Annotated in this window: 18 protein-coding genes; 5 read left to right on the top strand and 13 right to left on the bottom strand. The window is 64.9% G+C overall.

Annotation, left to right across the window (positions count from 1 at the left end):
- Positions 1–63 precede the first annotated feature (63 nt).
- The gene (gene dctA / locus VF34_RS21300) at positions 64–1,494 is read left to right on the top strand and encodes a C4-dicarboxylate transporter DctA (protein WP_045842012.1); all 1,431 of its coding nucleotides are present in this window, start codon (positions 64–66) and stop codon (positions 1,492–1,494) included.
- On the opposite strand, the gene VF34_RS21295 is transcribed toward dctA, so the two are convergent.
- From VF34_RS21295 to VF34_RS21265, 7 genes are all read right to left on the bottom strand, one after another.
- Positions 1,416–2,696: a PP2C family protein-serine/threonine phosphatase gene (locus VF34_RS21295; RefSeq protein WP_072692246.1), complete on the bottom strand. Its 1,281-nt coding sequence runs from the start codon at positions 2,694–2,696 to the stop codon at positions 1,416–1,418. The two genes, dctA and VF34_RS21295, sit on opposite strands and share 79 nt — an antisense overlap.
- 17 nt (positions 2,697–2,713) lie before the next feature.
- Entirely contained in the window at positions 2,714–3,148 is a 435-nt protein-coding gene (locus tag VF34_RS21290; RefSeq protein WP_032368860.1) for an ATP-binding protein, read from the bottom strand.
- Positions 3,145–3,534, bottom strand: a complete 390-nt coding sequence (locus tag VF34_RS21285; protein WP_032373089.1) for an STAS domain-containing protein — start codon at positions 3,532–3,534, stop codon at positions 3,145–3,147. The genes VF34_RS21290 and VF34_RS21285 overlap by 4 nt, the downstream gene beginning before the upstream one ends.
- 31 nt (positions 3,535–3,565) lie before the next feature.
- Complete coding sequence (locus VF34_RS21280) at positions 3,566–3,916, bottom strand: STAS domain-containing protein (protein ID WP_139278545.1); 351 nt, start codon at positions 3,914–3,916, stop codon at positions 3,566–3,568.
- Between the two features lie 157 nt (positions 3,917–4,073).
- Positions 4,074–5,666: a phytoene desaturase family protein gene (locus tag VF34_RS21275; RefSeq protein ID WP_032372977.1), complete on the bottom strand. Its 1,593-nt coding sequence runs from the start codon at positions 5,664–5,666 to the stop codon at positions 4,074–4,076.
- Positions 5,663–7,033 carry an APC family permease gene (locus tag VF34_RS21270; RefSeq protein WP_045842114.1) on the bottom strand — a complete coding sequence of 457 codons (1,371 nt, stop codon included), beginning with the start codon at positions 7,031–7,033 and terminating at the stop codon, positions 5,663–5,665. Before VF34_RS21270 ends, VF34_RS21275 begins: the two co-directional genes overlap by 4 nt.
- Positions 7,034–7,204: 171 nt before the next feature.
- Positions 7,205–7,642, bottom strand: coding sequence for an SRPBCC family protein (locus VF34_RS21265; RefSeq protein WP_032372976.1), 438 nt, complete (start codon positions 7,640–7,642; stop codon positions 7,205–7,207).
- Positions 7,643–7,879: 237 nt separating this feature from the next.
- Between VF34_RS21265 and thiD the strand changes: the two genes are divergently transcribed.
- The 3 genes from thiD to VF34_RS21250 all read left to right on the top strand — a co-directional run bounded on the left by thiD (position 7,880) and on the right by VF34_RS21250 (position 10,633).
- Positions 7,880–8,671 carry a bifunctional hydroxymethylpyrimidine kinase/phosphomethylpyrimidine kinase gene (gene thiD / locus VF34_RS21260; RefSeq protein WP_032364704.1) on the top strand — a complete coding sequence of 264 codons (792 nt, stop codon included), beginning with the start codon at positions 7,880–7,882 and terminating at the stop codon, positions 8,669–8,671.
- Positions 8,672–8,825: 154 nt separating this feature from the next.
- Positions 8,826–9,131: a membrane protein gene (locus VF34_RS21255; protein ID WP_032372975.1), complete on the top strand. Its 306-nt coding sequence runs from the start codon at positions 8,826–8,828 to the stop codon at positions 9,129–9,131.
- Positions 9,128–10,633, top strand: a complete 1,506-nt coding sequence (locus VF34_RS21250; protein WP_156158548.1) for a Mur ligase family protein — start codon at positions 9,128–9,130, stop codon at positions 10,631–10,633. The genes VF34_RS21255 and VF34_RS21250 overlap by 4 nt, the downstream gene beginning before the upstream one ends.
- A gap of 11 nt (positions 10,634–10,644) precedes the next feature.
- Here VF34_RS21250 and VF34_RS21245 read toward each other — a convergent pair whose 3' ends face one another.
- The 6 genes from VF34_RS21245 to VF34_RS21220 form a co-directional block, all read right to left on the bottom strand.
- The gene (locus tag VF34_RS21245) at positions 10,645–10,860 is read right to left on the bottom strand and encodes a hypothetical protein (RefSeq protein WP_027496191.1); all 216 of its coding nucleotides are present in this window, start codon (positions 10,858–10,860) and stop codon (positions 10,645–10,647) included.
- 28 nt (positions 10,861–10,888) lie between these two features.
- A complete protein-coding gene (locus VF34_RS21240) occupies positions 10,889–11,146 on the bottom strand; it encodes a lipopolysaccharide assembly protein LapA domain-containing protein (RefSeq protein WP_174557318.1) in 258 nt (85 codons plus the stop codon).
- A gap of 88 nt (positions 11,147–11,234) precedes the next feature.
- Positions 11,235–11,405 (bottom strand): CsbD family protein, encoded by a 171-nt coding sequence (locus VF34_RS21235; protein ID WP_027495724.1) that lies wholly within the window; start codon positions 11,403–11,405, stop codon positions 11,235–11,237.
- Positions 11,406–11,519: 114 nt separating this feature from the next.
- Positions 11,520–12,326 carry a transglutaminase-like domain-containing protein gene (locus tag VF34_RS21230; protein WP_032372974.1) on the bottom strand — a complete coding sequence of 269 codons (807 nt, stop codon included), beginning with the start codon at positions 12,324–12,326 and terminating at the stop codon, positions 11,520–11,522.
- An 84-nt stretch (positions 12,327–12,410) separates the two neighbouring features.
- Positions 12,411–13,430 (bottom strand): LLM class flavin-dependent oxidoreductase, encoded by a 1,020-nt coding sequence (locus VF34_RS21225; RefSeq protein ID WP_032401221.1) that lies wholly within the window; start codon positions 13,428–13,430, stop codon positions 12,411–12,413.
- 81 nt (positions 13,431–13,511) lie between these two features.
- On the bottom strand, positions 13,512–14,093 hold the full coding sequence (locus tag VF34_RS21220) for a TetR/AcrR family transcriptional regulator (RefSeq protein ID WP_230074079.1): 582 nt from the start codon (positions 14,091–14,093) through the stop codon (positions 13,512–13,514).
- A gap of 93 nt (positions 14,094–14,186) precedes the next feature.
- Here VF34_RS21220 and VF34_RS21215 point away from each other — a divergent pair, with 93 nt between their 5' ends.
- Positions 14,187–15,329: an acyl-CoA dehydrogenase family protein gene (locus VF34_RS21215; protein WP_045842010.1), complete on the top strand. Its 1,143-nt coding sequence runs from the start codon at positions 14,187–14,189 to the stop codon at positions 15,327–15,329.
- Positions 15,330–15,362: the final 33 nt, after the last annotated feature.

Raw genomic sequence — 15,362 nt, 5'->3', positions numbered from 1 at the left:
ACATGGTGCGATGCGACGGAGATGTCGCCGAGCACGACGGAAACTCGATCGAACGGTGAGCGCATGACAGAACGACCGACCGCAACGGACCGGGAAGCCGAACCCGGTGTACGCCGAAAGCCTTGGTATGCATCGCTTTTCGTGCAGTTACTGATCGGCATAGTCGGAGGCATTGCGATCGGGTGGCTCTGGCCGGGCCTGGGTGCAGACCTCAAACCACTGGCCGACGGCTTCATCAAGCTCATCAAGATGCTGATCGCCCCGATCATCTTCTGCACCGTCGTCATCGGCATCGCCCATGTGGGCGACCTCAAGTCCGTCGGCCGCATCGGCGTCAAGGCCCTGGTCTACTTCGAGCTGATCACGACGTTCGCGCTCGTGTTCGGCCTGGTGGTCGGCAACATCGTCAAGCCGGGCTCCGGGTTCTCCATCGACCCGCAGACCTTGGCCACCGGTGCCGAGGCCGTCGACCAGAAGACCGGCAGCGGCGAGTTGCCGCACACCGTGGACTTCTTGCTGAACATCATTCCGACCTCCGTGGTGTCGGCATTCGCGGAGAACGCGCTACTGCAGGTGCTGTTCTTCGCCGTGCTGTTCGGCTTGGCCTTGGCGAAGTTCGGTGAGAAGGGCCCGCCGATCGTGCTCGAACTCGTCGATCACATCAGCCACATCTTCTTCACGATCATCGGTTGGATCATGCGCCTGGCACCCATCGGTGCCTTCGGGGCGATGGCATACATCGTCGGCCAGTACGGCATTTCGTCGCTCGGTAGCTGCGGGAAACTGATCGCGTGCTGCTACCTGGCTGCCGTGTTGTTCATTCTCGTTCTCGCGGCCGTCGCGCGGTACTTCGCCGGAGTCAACCTCTGGAAGTTCTTGCGGTACACCAAGGACGAGTTGTTCCTCGCCCTCGGAACGGCGTCGACGGAGGTGGTACTGCCGCGCATCATGGTCAAGCTGACCGAGGCAGGGTGCTCCCGCACGACCACCGGTCTGGTGGTTCCGACGGGATATTCGTTCAACCTCGACGGAGCAACCCTCTATCTGTCGATCTGCATTCTCTTTCTCGCGCAGGCTCTCGGCGTCGACCTGACACTCGGAGAGCAGATCGCTGCGGTGTTGATCCTGATGCTGACCTCCAAAGGCATGGCCGGAGTACCGGGTTCGTCGTTCCTCGCATTGTCGGCGACCGTTGCGGCCATCGGGCACGGGTCCATCCCGGTTGCGGCCGTGGCGTTGCTGCTCGGTGCCGACCGGATCATGGACTCCATGCGAGTATCGGTGAACCTTCTCGGCAACTGCGTCGCGACATTCGTCGTGGCGAACTGGGAGGGCCAACTCGACAAAGACCGAATGCGCAGAGTGCTCGACGGTGAGGAGGTACCGCCGTTGGAGGCGATCGAGGAGTCGAAGGACTACGAACCGGTCGGATCCGAGCCGGAATCGGTATCGATCGGGGGAACCTCGAAGGCGAGCAACGCCACGTCGTCCTGAAGTCCGTCACCGAACGAGGCCAACAATTCGGTCAGATCGTCGACGATCTTCGCCGCGGAGGTCCGGCCTCGTTCGGCGGCGAATGCGTGCAGACTGCCGTCGTCGTCGAAACGAGTTCGGCCCGGGCCGACGATCGCCTCGGTCAGCCCGTCGGTGTAGAACGCCAACACGTCACCGGGCTGCATCGTCACCGTCGCCGAGGCGAAGTGCGGTTCGGTGAGGGCTCCGACCAACTGCCCCCCGGTGGTGTCCACGAATTCGACGACGCCGTCGTGCGCGATACGAAGAGCCGGCGGGTGGCCTCCGCTGGCGAGGTGCACCACGGCACCGTCGGGTCCCGGCGCGACGGTACCGAAGACCACGGTGCAGAAACGCGGATCGTCGCCGTGAAACTCGTGGTGGAGCACCGTGTTGAGGTTCTCGAGTACGGCGATCGGATCCCGATCGAAGACCGCTGCGGCCCGCAGCGTGTATCGAGTCAGGGACGTGACGGCAGCCGCGCCCGCTCCTTTTCCGCTCACGTCGCCGAGGAAGAAACCCCACGTCGCGTTGTCGAGGGGAAACACGTCGTAGAAGTCGCCGCCTACTTCGTCGATGGACGCGGGGTGGTAATGGGCCGCCACCTGCATGCCCGTCGGCGCGGACAGGATCGGCGGCAACAGTGTGCGTTGCAGAGTCGACGCCAGAATCTGTACCTGAGTCTTCTCTGCTTCCGCCAACTTGCGGGCTTCCTCCGACGCGCCCAATGCATCCTGAGATCGGTCGAGAGCTGCTTCGGCGTCGTCCTGAGCTGCCTCGGCATATATCCGCGCATCCATCAGGTGCTGCTCGCGGACTCGGCGCTCGGTCTCGTTGTGCAGCGTCATGGTCACCGTCGTCGCACCGGACACCGCTCGCAAACTGTTGGCGAGCATCGACACCGCCGTCTGTGAGCCCGATGCGGGTGCGCCGGTGAGTTGCGCCGTCACTCCGATGGGCGAGTCGGAGTCGGACGACGTGGCTGCCGCGAGCAGTTCGCGCAAAACCGGTGCGAACTCGGGGCTGAAAAGATCCGTGACTGCGGTGCCGACCAGATCGTCCCGACTCAGTGCCGTGATGCGAGCGGCCGCCGCGTTGGCGTAAAGGATGTCGCCGGACGCAACGTCGATCGAAAAAACCCCGCACGGTGCGGAGTCGAGTAGTTCGGCAGCCGAGGCGGTCATGGCTTCTCCTACCAAGATTACGAGGGGCGGCCGGTTGATTCGGCCGTGACTGGGTTCCGCCACACTGCGGTGACCACGGTGCCCAGACCCGGACGGTGGTCGACGGTGAGGTCGTCGGACACTGCCTCGGCGAGCTGAAGCCCGTGGCTTCGTGTGGTCGTCGGTGCCGGCGGACGCCACGTGCCGGTGTCCGAGACGGTGACGGTCAGCGTCTCGCGTTCGTACGCTGCGGTGATCGTCATCGTCCCCGGTTCGGGCGCGGAGCTGTAGGCGTGTTCGACGACGTTGGCCAGGGCTTCGTAGGCCCCGAGAGCGATGTCGTCCACGAGGGTCCGATGCACGCCCAGGTCGAGCGCCCAACCCTGGAGTCGGCGCCGAGCGGCGCTGGCAGCGGCAGCCTCAGCGGTCGCAGTGTGACTCCATCGACTGGCGGGCTGCGAGTGGGACGTCATCGGCCACCCTCACTGTCGACCGCGCTCGACTGCACATGCGCCACAGCCTCGGGAACGGTGGTGAACGTGGCCATCACCCGGTCGATTCCGCTGAGTTGAACCGGGCGAACGACCACCCCGTCGACGGCGACCAGTGCCATCCGTGACGATTCGGGCAGTCGGTCGGATACCCGGACCAACACGGTGATGGCGCTCGACGACAGAAAGCTCACATCGGTCATGTCGACTACCAGTCCGCGTTCCGCGGCGTCGGCCGCAGGGAACGCAGCGGCGGACAAGTGGGGGATGGTATCCAGGTCGAGTTCGCCTCTGACTGTGATGACGGTTGTCGCGTCGTGCACATCCGAAACGATCTCGAACTGTCCTCCGGTCGGGTCGTCAGGCATACGGCCGAGGTTACCTGTCATCGTGTCCGATTCACGATCCAGGCGCGTCGACGAACAGCTCGCCTGCACCCAGTACGTCGAGGACCATGCGCACCGAACGGGCCGGCGCGTGGATGACGATCTTGCCCGGGTGGGTGTAGGTCGCGTCGACGATGGCATTCGCGACTCCCGAGTAGACGAACGACACCTCGGACAGGTCGATCGTGACCACGGAGGAAACGGCGGCCAGGCGATCGAGGCCGTGGACGAACTCGGCCCGGGTCGACATGTCGAGTTCACCGAAGGCGCGCAGGATGTTGTTCCCGTCGGAACGGACGATGGTGTCGAGTCGGAACTCGGCTTCGTCGTCGCGAACGGCGTTGTCCATGGTGGCAATGCTCATCGACATGTCGAGACCTCTTCCGGAGAAGTGCGCGGCCGGCTGGTGTCTCCGCCTGCTCGCTGGTTTGTTGTGTAGTCAACGATGCCAGTGCGAGATGTCGGACGGTGATGTCGACGATCTCGAGTCGGTAACGAAAGATCTCGTTTCGATAACGCCGTCATCGGGTCAGGAATTCGATCAGTGCACTGGTGACTTTCTTTCGCGCCCATCCGCTCGCCCCGCGCTGGCCGAGTGCGGCCCGAGCGGCGTTGGCCCCGGCCGCACCGTGGACTCCGCCCCCGGGGTGGGCGGACGCGGACCCGAGGAACAATCCTTCCACCGGGGTCTCCGCGCGCCCCAATCCTGGCGTGGGACGAAAGATCAACTGCTGCTGCAGTTGTGCGGTACCGCCGTTGACCGCACCGCCGTGCAGGTTGGCATCGGCGCCGTGCAGATCACTCGGTCTCTGCACCACCCGTCCCACCACCGAATCGGCGAATCCCGGGGCATGCTGTTCCAACACCTGATCGACGCGGTCGGCGACGGTCTCGGCGGCCGAGTCGTCGACGACGCCGCGCGGCAGGTGTGTGTAGGCCCAAGCGCTTTCGGTGCCCTCGGGCGATCTGGACCGGTCCGCTGTGGTCATCTGGCCGAACAACATGAACGGGCTCTGCGGGAGAACCCCGGTCGTGAGATCGGCCGCCCAATGGACCAGGCCGTTGTCGTCCGCACCGAGGTGGACGGTGCCTGCGTCGGCCAAAGATGCCGAGCGCCAAGGTATTCGACGGTCGAGAGCGTAGTTGAGCTTGACCACCGGGGTGTCCCACTCGAACGTACGTAAGTCGTCGTGCACGCGACGCGGGACCGCATCGAAGGGCAGCAACGACCCGTACAGCGCGGGGGCCGACACGTCGGCAACGATCGCTCGACGAGCGCGGAACGTCTCGCCACCTGTCGTGTGCACGGCGCGTGCACGACCGCCCCGCACGTCGATGGACTCGACGGGTCGACTGCACGTCAGCACAGCACCCGAGGCCTCGGCCCGGCGAATCAACGCGTCGGTCAATGCCGACGATCCACCTACGGGCGCCGGATACCCGACGTCCTGCGCGAGCATCGTCAGCAGATATCCCATCATTCCGCTCACCGGCGCGTCGGTGGGTACGTCGCCGTGCATCGCATTGCCCAGGAGCAGGCACCGCGCGGCCTCGCTGTGGAACAGCTCGTGGGCCATCACCCGTGCAGGCAACGCAGCGAACCGGACGAAGCGCAGTGTCTCGGAGACGCCGAGAGTGCGCGCCAATCGTGCTGCCGGCAGTACCGGTGGAAACGGCCCGAAGAGCGAACCGAGCAGGGGAGTGCGAATACGTTCCCACTGCTCGAACAGGCGCAGCCACGTGTCACCGTCGCGTACGTCGTGCTCACGCAACAGAGCAGCGGTCGCCTCGACGTCGTGATGGACGACCGGAGCGTCGGTGTCCTCCGGGGATCGCGCGTGGCCGTAGACCGTCGGCGAGTGAGACCACGTCAGTCCGTGACGCTCGAGCTCGAGTGCTGTCATGGCGGGCGAGGACACAGCCAGCGGATAGAACGCGCTGAACAGGTCGCTGGTGAATCCAGGAACCAGTTCGGCACTGCGGACGGCTCCGCCGGGTAGTTCTGCCGCCTCGAGAATCACGACGTCCCACCCCGCGTCGGCCATCGCCGCGGCGGCGACCAATCCGTTGTGACCGCTGCCTATCACGACTGCGTCGACCTCTGTGGTGGTCATCGGGTGATGCTCCTGGGTTCGGTCGCGGTCTTGTTGCTCACAACCCTACCGACGTAGTACAGCGCGATTCCGACTGCGAGCAGCAGCCCGGCGCGGAGCCACGTGGCCGCGGACTGCTGAGTGAGCAGCACGGCGCACGTGATCAACGCCAGGACGGGAAGCGCCGTCGGCGTTCGAAAGTGGTCGGTGTCGGATCGGTCCCGACGCAGCACGAGCACGGCAATGTTGGTACTGATGAAGACGAACAACAGAAGCAGCACCACCGTTTCGGCGAGTGCGGCCACGGAGCCGGTGGTGCACAACACCATTGCGACCGCAGTGGTCGCGACAATGGCCGCCCACGGAGTCTTGCGGCCGGGCAGCACCTTGGCCAGGGCGACCGGAAGCAATCCGTCGCGGGCCATGCCGAAGGTCAGTCTCGACGCCATGATCATCGTCAGCAAGGCGCCGTTGGCGACGGCCACGAGGGCGACCAGACTGAAGACCCATGGTGGGATTCCGGCGTCGGCGGCGTCGACGACCTCGAGCAGCGGACCGGTGGACTGGGCCAGCGTATCCGCCGGAACGACCGTCGAGACTGCCAGACCGACCAGCACATAGACCACTCCGGCCGTCGTGACGGCTCCGAGCAGAGCCCGGGGATACACCCGCCGCACATCCTCGACCTCCTCGGCGATGTTGGCCGAAGTCTCGAACCCCACGAACGAGTAGAAGGCGAGCAGAGCCGCCCCCAGCACTGCCAGCGTCGGCGTGGTGTCGTCGGTGAATTCGAGCACCCGTGACGGTGCGCCGTCGCCGCGGCTCAGAACGAGCCCGGCCAGGGCGATGATCACGACGAGACCGGACACCTCGACCACCGTTATACCGAGGTTGGCCCGGAGAGATTCGGTGATGCCGCGGGCATTGAGAAGTCCGACGAGAAGTAGGAAGACGACCGCCGCAGGCACGGCGGGCACATCGAGAAACACTGCGAGATAGTCGCCCGAGAAGGCCAGCGCCAGACCTCCCGCGCTCGTCACGCCAGCCGCGAGCATCGAGAATCCGACGAGGAACGACACTATCGGTCGCCCGAAGGCTCGCTGCGCGAACACCGCCGCCCCGCCCGCTCGGGGGTACTTGGTCACCAATTCGGCGTAGGACGCCGCAGTGAGCAACGCCATCAGGAGAGCGAGCAGCATCGGCAGCCAGATCGCTCCGCCGACCTCACCCGCGATTTCCCCGACGAGAGCGTAGATCCCGGCACCCAGCACATCACCGAGAATGAAGACGAACAACAACTTGCCCGAGATCGCCCGGCGCAGTGGCGTCGACGACCCGTCGGACTCGGAGCCGTCCGGGTGGACGCTCGGACTGTGGTCGGACGCCATCAGTTCCGGTTCCCGCTTCGGGGGCCGGTGCTGGAGACAGATCGAATCGAACGACGCAGCGGGGGTGTCATGGCAATCGCATGCCCGCTGCATTCGGTCTTCAACCGTGTTCGGTCGATCGGTTGCAGCACAGACGTTTCGGTGAGCCGGCCGTGCCCGACCCGGCAGGTTCTACGGTTTCGATGCGCGCTCCGCCAACAGTGCGAGACGCCTCAGTGCCTCGGCATTTCGGGGGTGAGACAGCGCATGCTGAACCCGGTTGGGCACGAGCTCGAACGGCGGTGTGCTCGCGTGCTCGATCATTTCGATCGTGCAGCCGGTTGCTGTCGGGTGCAGCCGGACGGTGATGGAGGCGCGTCCGAACGGCATGGCCCGGGCTTCCAGCTGTAATTCGCGGTTCTCGTGAACGGCGACCGAGCGCGTGACGTCGCTGAGCACGAGCGGCCAGGCCCCGACCGAATGGTGGATGACACTGCCGGGAGCAGGCCACGCCGCGTCGACCGCTCTGATTCGGGATGCACCGACCACCCACATTGCGTAGGACCAGCCATCGGCAAGAACGTTCCACACGTCCTCGCATCGAGCTGTGGTGTCGCGTTTCGTCGTCACGCTCGGACCTCCGTCGTCATCTCGGTACGCCGCTACGCCGAACGAAAAGCGTTGATATGCCGCCGTTCTCGGGGCACACGTACGGCGGTTGCGCAGTGGGGGACCGGCCTGGACTCGACTCGGATATCGGTGACGCTACCTGCCGCTGAGCCGGGGCACAACGCGGCAGCGGGCCCGGCGCACGCGGCTTCTCGACCACCCGGCGCGGTATGGGGCGTCGGTTGCCATAATGGGCCGATGTCGACAATTGCGTACGTGATCGCAGGTTCGGAAGCCACCGGCGGGGCCGGTCTGCAAGCAGATCTCAAGACGTTCGAGCGGTTGGGGGTCTACGGGGTCGGCACCATCACGTGCATCGTGTCCTTCGATCCGAAGGCCGAATGGGGCCACCGCTTCGTGCCGATCGACAGTTCGGTGATCGCAGATCAAATCGAAGTGGCCACCGCCGCTCACGATCTCGATGTCGTCAAGATCGGCATGCTGGGCACCCCCGCCACCGTCGCCACGGTCGCGGAATCTCTGCGCCTGCAGCCGTGGCGGCATGTCGTGGTCGATCCCGTGCTGATCTGCAAGGGCCAGGAACCCGGTGCGGCTCTCGACACCGACAATGCGCTCCGTCGCGACATTCTTCCGCTGGCCACCGTCATCACACCCAACCTGTTCGAGGCGACGACGCTGTCCGGAATGGACTCCATCGACACCGTCGAGGATCTCGGTGAGGCAGCCAAGAGGATCGCCGACCTCGGCCCCCAGTACGTCGTGGTCAAGGGTGGTGCCGGCCTACCCGGAGACGAAGCCGTCGACGTCGTGTTCGACGGACAGGACCTCACCGTCCTGCGTGCCCCGAAGATCGGCGACGAGAGGGTGTCCGGCGCAGGATGCGTGTTCGCAGCTGCCATCACTGCCGAGCTGGCCAAGGGATCCGGCGTGCTCGACGCAGTGGCCACGGCAAAGGACTTCGCGCATGCCGGCATCGTCGGCCGGTTGTCGAGTCACGCTCCGTTCGCTGCCGTCGCCTGGCAGAACTGAGCCCGCCGGCCCGGATATCGATCACGGGTCTGCCTCGAGTGCTGCGAGGCTTCATGTTTGGACGGGTTCGCCGCGGGGACACTGACGTAATCGACGTGTTCCTGCAGGCCTGGAATGCGTCGCCGGTGAAGCGAACAGCAGTCGAGGAGACACCATGGCCCAACATGACCCCGCCGACTCCGGTGCCGAAGCGAAGGACGACGACCGCACGATGCGCGGGCACGCCGGGGAAGCGATCGTCGACGCGCGCAACTGGCCCGGCTACATCTGTATCGGTCTCGCGCTGGTCAGCCTCGGACTGACCTTGACTGCGGCCGGCTACGGTTTCGAGGGGTGGGCGTGGACGGGCGCGGTCCTCGCGCCCGTTCTGCTCGTCGCAGGCACGGTTCTGGTGTTGCTCGAGCGTCGCCGGGTCAAGGCACAGGAAGGCAAGAGCCTCACCGACCCTGCGGGGCATTGATCGAGCCCGATCTCGGCAGGGGTGGCACGTCGTCGATCGGCGTCGGCGTGGAACTGAACGAGCTGGCACTCTCGATCGGCGCTGCGCCGCCGATTCGTTCCGTACGAGTGACCGGGGCAAGCGACGACTCGCGAACGGTTCGTCCCGGTGACCTGTACGTGGCGTTGCCCGGCCGCCGAGCTCACGGCCTCGACTTCGAGCTCGAGGCCAAGGCTCGAGGGGCAGTGGCGGCGTTGTCGGACCGGGCATCGACGGTTCTGCCGACACTCGTCGTGCCGCACCCCCGCCGCCGGGTCGGGGAGGTGTGCGCCCGAATTCATCGGTTCGCGCACCGAGACCTCGATCTGTACGGAGTCACCGGGACCAACGGAAAGACGAGCGCCACCCTGCTGCTCGGAGCCGGGCTCGCTGCTGCGGGAGACTCCGTGGCGACCATGACCGGAATCGGTTTGGCGGGGCCGCACGGCGAGGAAAAATCGGCCAGAACTACGCCCGAGGCGGCCACCGTGCATCGGACTCTGCGCCGTTTCCGAGACGAGGGCGCTACGGCGGTTGCCCTCGAGGTGTCCTCTCACGCCGTCACCGAGCATCGCGTCGACGGTCTCCGTTTCGCGGTGATGGGGTTCCTCAATCTCACGCCGGATCACCTGGATTACCACGGAGACATGGACAACTACTTCGCCGCGAAGGCCGAGCTGTTCTCGGCGCACCGATCGACCCGCGCTGTGGTCAACGTCGGCGATCCGTACGGCAGAATCCTGGCAGGACGCCTCGATATTCCCTGTTGGACGTGGTCCACGGCCGATCGCGATGCCGATGTTCGCGGCGAGAACGTCGAGTGCACCGACGTCGGAACGTCCCTGACAGCGCGAACCCCGATGGGCGATGTCGAGATCCGCCTACCTCTGCTGGGTCCGCACCAGGCCGAGAACGCTCTGGCCGCACTGACCATGGCGTTGGCGGCCGGCCGCGACATCGCAGCGGTCGCGGCAGGACTCGAACGCCTCGACGCCGTTCCCGGCCGACTCGAACGTGTCGACGTCGGACAGCCTTTCCTGGCCGTCGTGGACTACATGCACAACACTGCCGGTCAGCGAACGCTGCTGCCGTTCGTCCGCAGCGTGGTCTCGGGTCGAGTGATCGTCGTCGTCGGGGCGACGGGCGAACGTGACCCGGGTAAGCGCTTCCCGCTCGGGCGAACGGCAGCCGTGTTGGCAGATGTGGTGATCGTCAGCGATGAAAGTCCGCTGTCGGAGGACCCCGGCACCATCCGAGCCGCAGTGGAAGAGGGCGCTCGGGCTGCACGCTCAGCGGTGGTTTTAGTCGAAGCCGACCGGCGGCGTGCCGTGGAGCACGCTGTGGCCATTGCGCAGCCCGGGGATGCCGTGGTCGTGGCTGGACGGGGTTGCGATGCCGAACAGGTGTACGGCGACCACATCGTGCGATTCGACGACCGTGAGGTGTTGCGTGACGTCCTCGCTGCCCACGTGGCGCGGAGTTGAACGCGCTACCGCTACTGCGCTGCGGACGTACGTTTTCGAGCGGATTTGTCTGCTCGACGCTGCGCGAACCTGCCGGCGGACTTCAGGGCCTTGGATACGACATTGGCTCTGCCCGTTCGCTTTTCGAGGCTCACGCCGGCAAATGCCAGGAGCCGGGCAGCAATGGGCAAGCCGATCGCGACGACAAGGTAGCGGTAGAGATACTTGCGGGCCAGCAGCGGGATCATGCGGGAAGTCCTGTCGTGGGGGAGGTTGTCAGCGGACGGCCCGTCGAACCTTGACTGCTGCTGTTGCCGTCAGCGCGATGATCGCTCCGACGACGGCTGCACCGAGCATTGCGACGCCCTGCCCGAGATCGAAGTTCCAGCCGAGGAAGTTGATCGTGCTGTGAACGGTGTTCTGCAGCACGAAGATGACCAGTGCCGCAACGAGCACGACCGTGACGAGGAGGGCCAACTTCGAGGCGAATCCGCCGCGGCGCTTGGTGGTTGTGGTGTCCGATGTTGCAATCATGAGGGTTCCGTTCCGAGAAGTGGGGGGTGAGCAGAAACCGAGTGCCGCCGATCGCGGTGACCGGCGGCACTCGATGCGGGGCTGCTGGTTACTTGAAGGTGTCCTTGATGTTCTCGCCGACCTTCTTGACGCCGGCCGAACCCTGATCCTTCTTGCCCTCGGCTTCGAGGTCCTTGTTGTTGGTTGCGTCGCCGACAACTTCCTTCGCCTTGCCGATGGCGTCTTCTGCTGCGTTCTTGGCCTTGTCGATGAAGCTCATGGTGTGCACCTTCCGGGTGGCTGTGATTGTTGGTAACGGATAGATAGTCGGTTTTCGACGCCGAAAGCAAACGTCACAGAAAAGTGATCTACATCACTTCAGCAACCGCGGCGTTCAGGTGAGGGAGACCAGCTCGGTGATGTCGTCGTGCGGAAGGTCGCCGTCGACGACGGCGGTGACCACGGAACTGTTCAGCGTGATGGCACCCTTGTGGTTGTCCAGGAATGCGGTATCGGCGGCATCGCGGCCTACCGAAATGCGAACCAGAGTGGACCGCGGTGCCAGGCACGTGGCGTCGACGACACGCCACTGGCCGCCGACGAACGCCTCGGCGACGGCATGGAAATCCATCGGATCGCATCCGGGCGCGTACACGGCCACGAGACGGGCAGGAACGTTGACAGCGCGCAGCATCGCGACGACCAGATGCGAGTAGTCGCGGCACACTCCCTGGCCTGCGAGCAGCGTGTCGACGGCTCCGTCGATCGGATCACTGCTTCCTGGAACGTAATTCAGGCGCGCGCCCACCCAGGCGGAGATCTTGGCCAGCAGTTCCTCGGAATCGGCGTAGTCGCCGAATTCTGTTGCGGCGAAACCGTAGAACTTGTCTGCTTCGGCGTAGCGGCTGGGCCGAAGGTAGAGCGACATGTCGTAGTCGGTGACGGGGGCCGGGGTGGTGTTGCCCAGGATGGTGGCGTCGTACGAGACCTGCAAGTTGCCGACGTCGGCGGGCATGACGTGAATGCGGTTGCCGTGCGGTCCGCTGACCTCCTTCGCCTCGACGGGATTACCGTCGAGAACGAAGGAGAGCGATTCGGTGACCGTCGTACCGGGGTGCGGTGCGATGGCGATCTGGAATTCGAGCGTGGTGGCGGCGGTGATGTCTACATCGAGGCGCGCGGATACGTCGCGTTTGAGCATGAGGACTCCTGGCAGGTGGGGGCGGGTGAACGAGCTGCCAGTACCCGTATCCGCCGAAACCAATCGCCCCTGTTCACCGAGTGATCAACGCCACCCCAGTGCGGGGGCCACGTCGCGCAGCAGCGTCTCCAGAACGTGTGCGCAGTACTCCACACCCAACTGGTTCGGGACGGTGAGCAGCAGAGTATCCGCGGCGGCGATCGCCTCGTCCGCTGCCAGTTCTTCGATCAGCCGATCGGGCTCACCCGCGTAGGTCTTGCCGAAACGAGCCTTGCCGCCGTCGAGGTAGCCGACTTGGTCGTCGCCGCTGCCCTCTCGGCCGAAGTAGGCGCGGTCGAGATCGTTGACGATCGGAAAGATGCTGCGGCTCACGGATGTTCGAGGAGCGAAGTCGTGGCCCGCGTCGCTCCACGTCTTGTGGAAGCGTTCGATCTGTTCGGCTTGCAACTGATGGAAAGGCACCCCGGTGTCTTCGCTGAGAAGTGTGGAGCTCATCAGATTCATGCCCTGGCGCGCCGTCCACTCGGCCGTCTCGCGGGTGCCTGCGCCCCACCAGATGCGTTGGCGCAGACCCGGTGCGTGAGGTTCGAGGCGCAGCAGGCCAGGCGGGTTGGGGAACATCGGCCGCGGGTTCGGCTGAGCGAAGCTCTTGCCTTCCAGCAGATCGAGGTAGATGCGGGTGTGCTCGCGAGCCATGTCTGCGTGGTCGGAGCCCTCCGCGGGGGAGTATCCGAAGTGGCGGTACCCCTCGATGACCTGTTCGGGCGATCCCCGGCTCACACCGAGTTGCAACCGCCCGCCCGAGATGAGGTCGGCAGAGCCGGAATCCTCGGCCATGTAGAAGGGATTCTCGTACCGCATGTCGATGACGCCGGTACCGATTTCGATGGTGCTCGTCCTGGCTCCGACGGCGGCGAGCAGCGGAAACGGTGACGAGAGCTGGTTGGCGAAGTGATGGACGCGGTAGTACGCACCATCGGCTCCGAGTTCCTCGGCCGCGACCGCGAGGTCGATCGACTGCAACAGCACATCCGATGCCGATCGGGTCTGCGACTGCGGGGACGGTGACCAGTGTCCGAAGGACAGAAATCCGATCTTCTTCATCGTGCGCTCTTTCGTTGAAGGATCAACTATGTTCGTACGACTCAGCGCTCAGCCGGGTCGATTCATTCCCCGGTGCCGGCACTACGCCCCGATACCCGCCGTCAACAACTTCGCCAGTTCGAGGTAGGCGTCGCCGTCACTCAGGCCGGTCAGGCGGAACACCTCGCGCGTCTGGATGCGCACCATGACCGAGGATGCGACGTCACCGACGAATGCCGCATGGACGTCGCGTACCTCGCCACTGGCCACACCCTCGCTGATCAGCTCCTGGACCCGTCGTGCCGCGATTGCGGTGTTGCGTTCGTACACCGAACGGGCCGATTCGAGCGACGCGAGATCGGTCATGAATTGCTCGGACGCAGATTCCAGAGCGGCACCGACTGCGGTGAGATACGTGGTGATGCGGTTGCGGGTTCCGTCGACCTCGGCGACCGCATTCTCGACCTGGGTGGTCATGGACTTGAAGTAGTGCACGGTTGCGCCGCCCACCAGCTGATCCTTGCTCGACGCCAACGTGTACAAGGTGGATTTGGAGCAGCGGAGGCGAGCCGCGATGGTGTCGAGCGTCAGGTGAGCGAACCCCTCGGCCAGGAACAGGCTGACGAGTTGGTCGAACAATTCCGAACGGCGAGCCGTGGCATGCGAGGTCACGGGTGCGTTCACATCCAGGATGGTACTGCATCGCCTTGTGCAGTACTGTGCATCAGTACTGCGGATCATTCTTCAGTACTGATGCCGAACATCCCGGAGGTTCTAGTGCCCGTCGCTCGTCTGTTGCCCACCGCCGAAGCGCGCGACCTTCTCGCGCTGACCCGCGATGTGGCAGACAAGGTGCTCGACCCGATCGTCGACGAACACGAGCGCAACGAGACCTATCCGACGGGAGTGTTCGCCACTCTCGGCGAAGCCGGACTGTTGAGCCTGCCGTACGCGGAGGAATGGGGCGGCGGAGGTCAGCCGTACGAGGTGTACCTCCAAGTACTCGAGGAATTGGCATCACGATGGGCGGCCGTTGCAGTCGCGGTGAGCGTGCACGGTTTGGCCTGCTATCCCGTGATGGCGTTCGGTACCGATCAGCAGAAGGCCGACAAGCTTCCCGACATGCTCGGCGGATCGCAGATCGGTGCCTATTCGCTGTCCGAGGCGCAGGCCGGTTCCGACGCAGCGGCCCTGGGTTGCAAGGCGAGCGCGGCCGACGGTGGGTACACGGTCAACGGGTCCAAAGCATGGATCACCCACGGCGGTGTTGCTGATTTCTACAACCTGTTCGCCCGCACCGGCGAAGGCTCCAAAGGGATCTCGTGTTTTCTCGTTCCCGACGGGACCGAAGGCCTTAGTTTTGGCAAGCCCGAGGAGAAGATGGGGTTGCATGCGATCCCGACCACGTCGGCGCACTACGACAACGTGCACGTTCCCACCGAATGGCGCATCGGAGCGGAAGGTCAAGGACTGCAGATCGCCTTCAGTGCGCTGGACGCCGGAAGGCTCGGAATCGCCGCTGTCGCAGTCGGAATCGCCCAGGCTGCACTCGACGATGCCGTGAAGTACGCGCAGGAACGCACTGCGTTCGGCAAGAAGATCATCGACCATCAGGGTCTGGGGTTCGTGCTGGCGGACATGGCCGCCGCAGTCGACTCCGCACGCGCGACCTATCTCGACGCGGCTCGCCGTCGGGACGCCGGACTTCCTTACTCCCGCAACGCTTCTGTGGCCAAGCTGATCGCTACCGATGCGGCCATGAAGGTGACGACCGACGCCGTGCAGGTGTTCGGCGGGTACGGCTACACCAGAGACTTCCGCGTCGAGCGCTACATGCGCGACGCCAAGATCACGCAAATCTTCGAGGGCACCAACCAGATTCAGCGTCTCGTCATCGCCCGATCACTCGCGACCAACTGACCATCCGCACCTTGCTTTCCACACACACGTAGG

This window comes from Rhodococcus sp. PML026, assembly GCF_000963615.1.
Lineage (GTDB): Bacteria > Actinomycetota > Actinomycetes > Mycobacteriales > Mycobacteriaceae > Rhodococcoides > Rhodococcoides fascians.
This window is presented reverse-complemented; position numbering and strand designations above follow the sequence as displayed.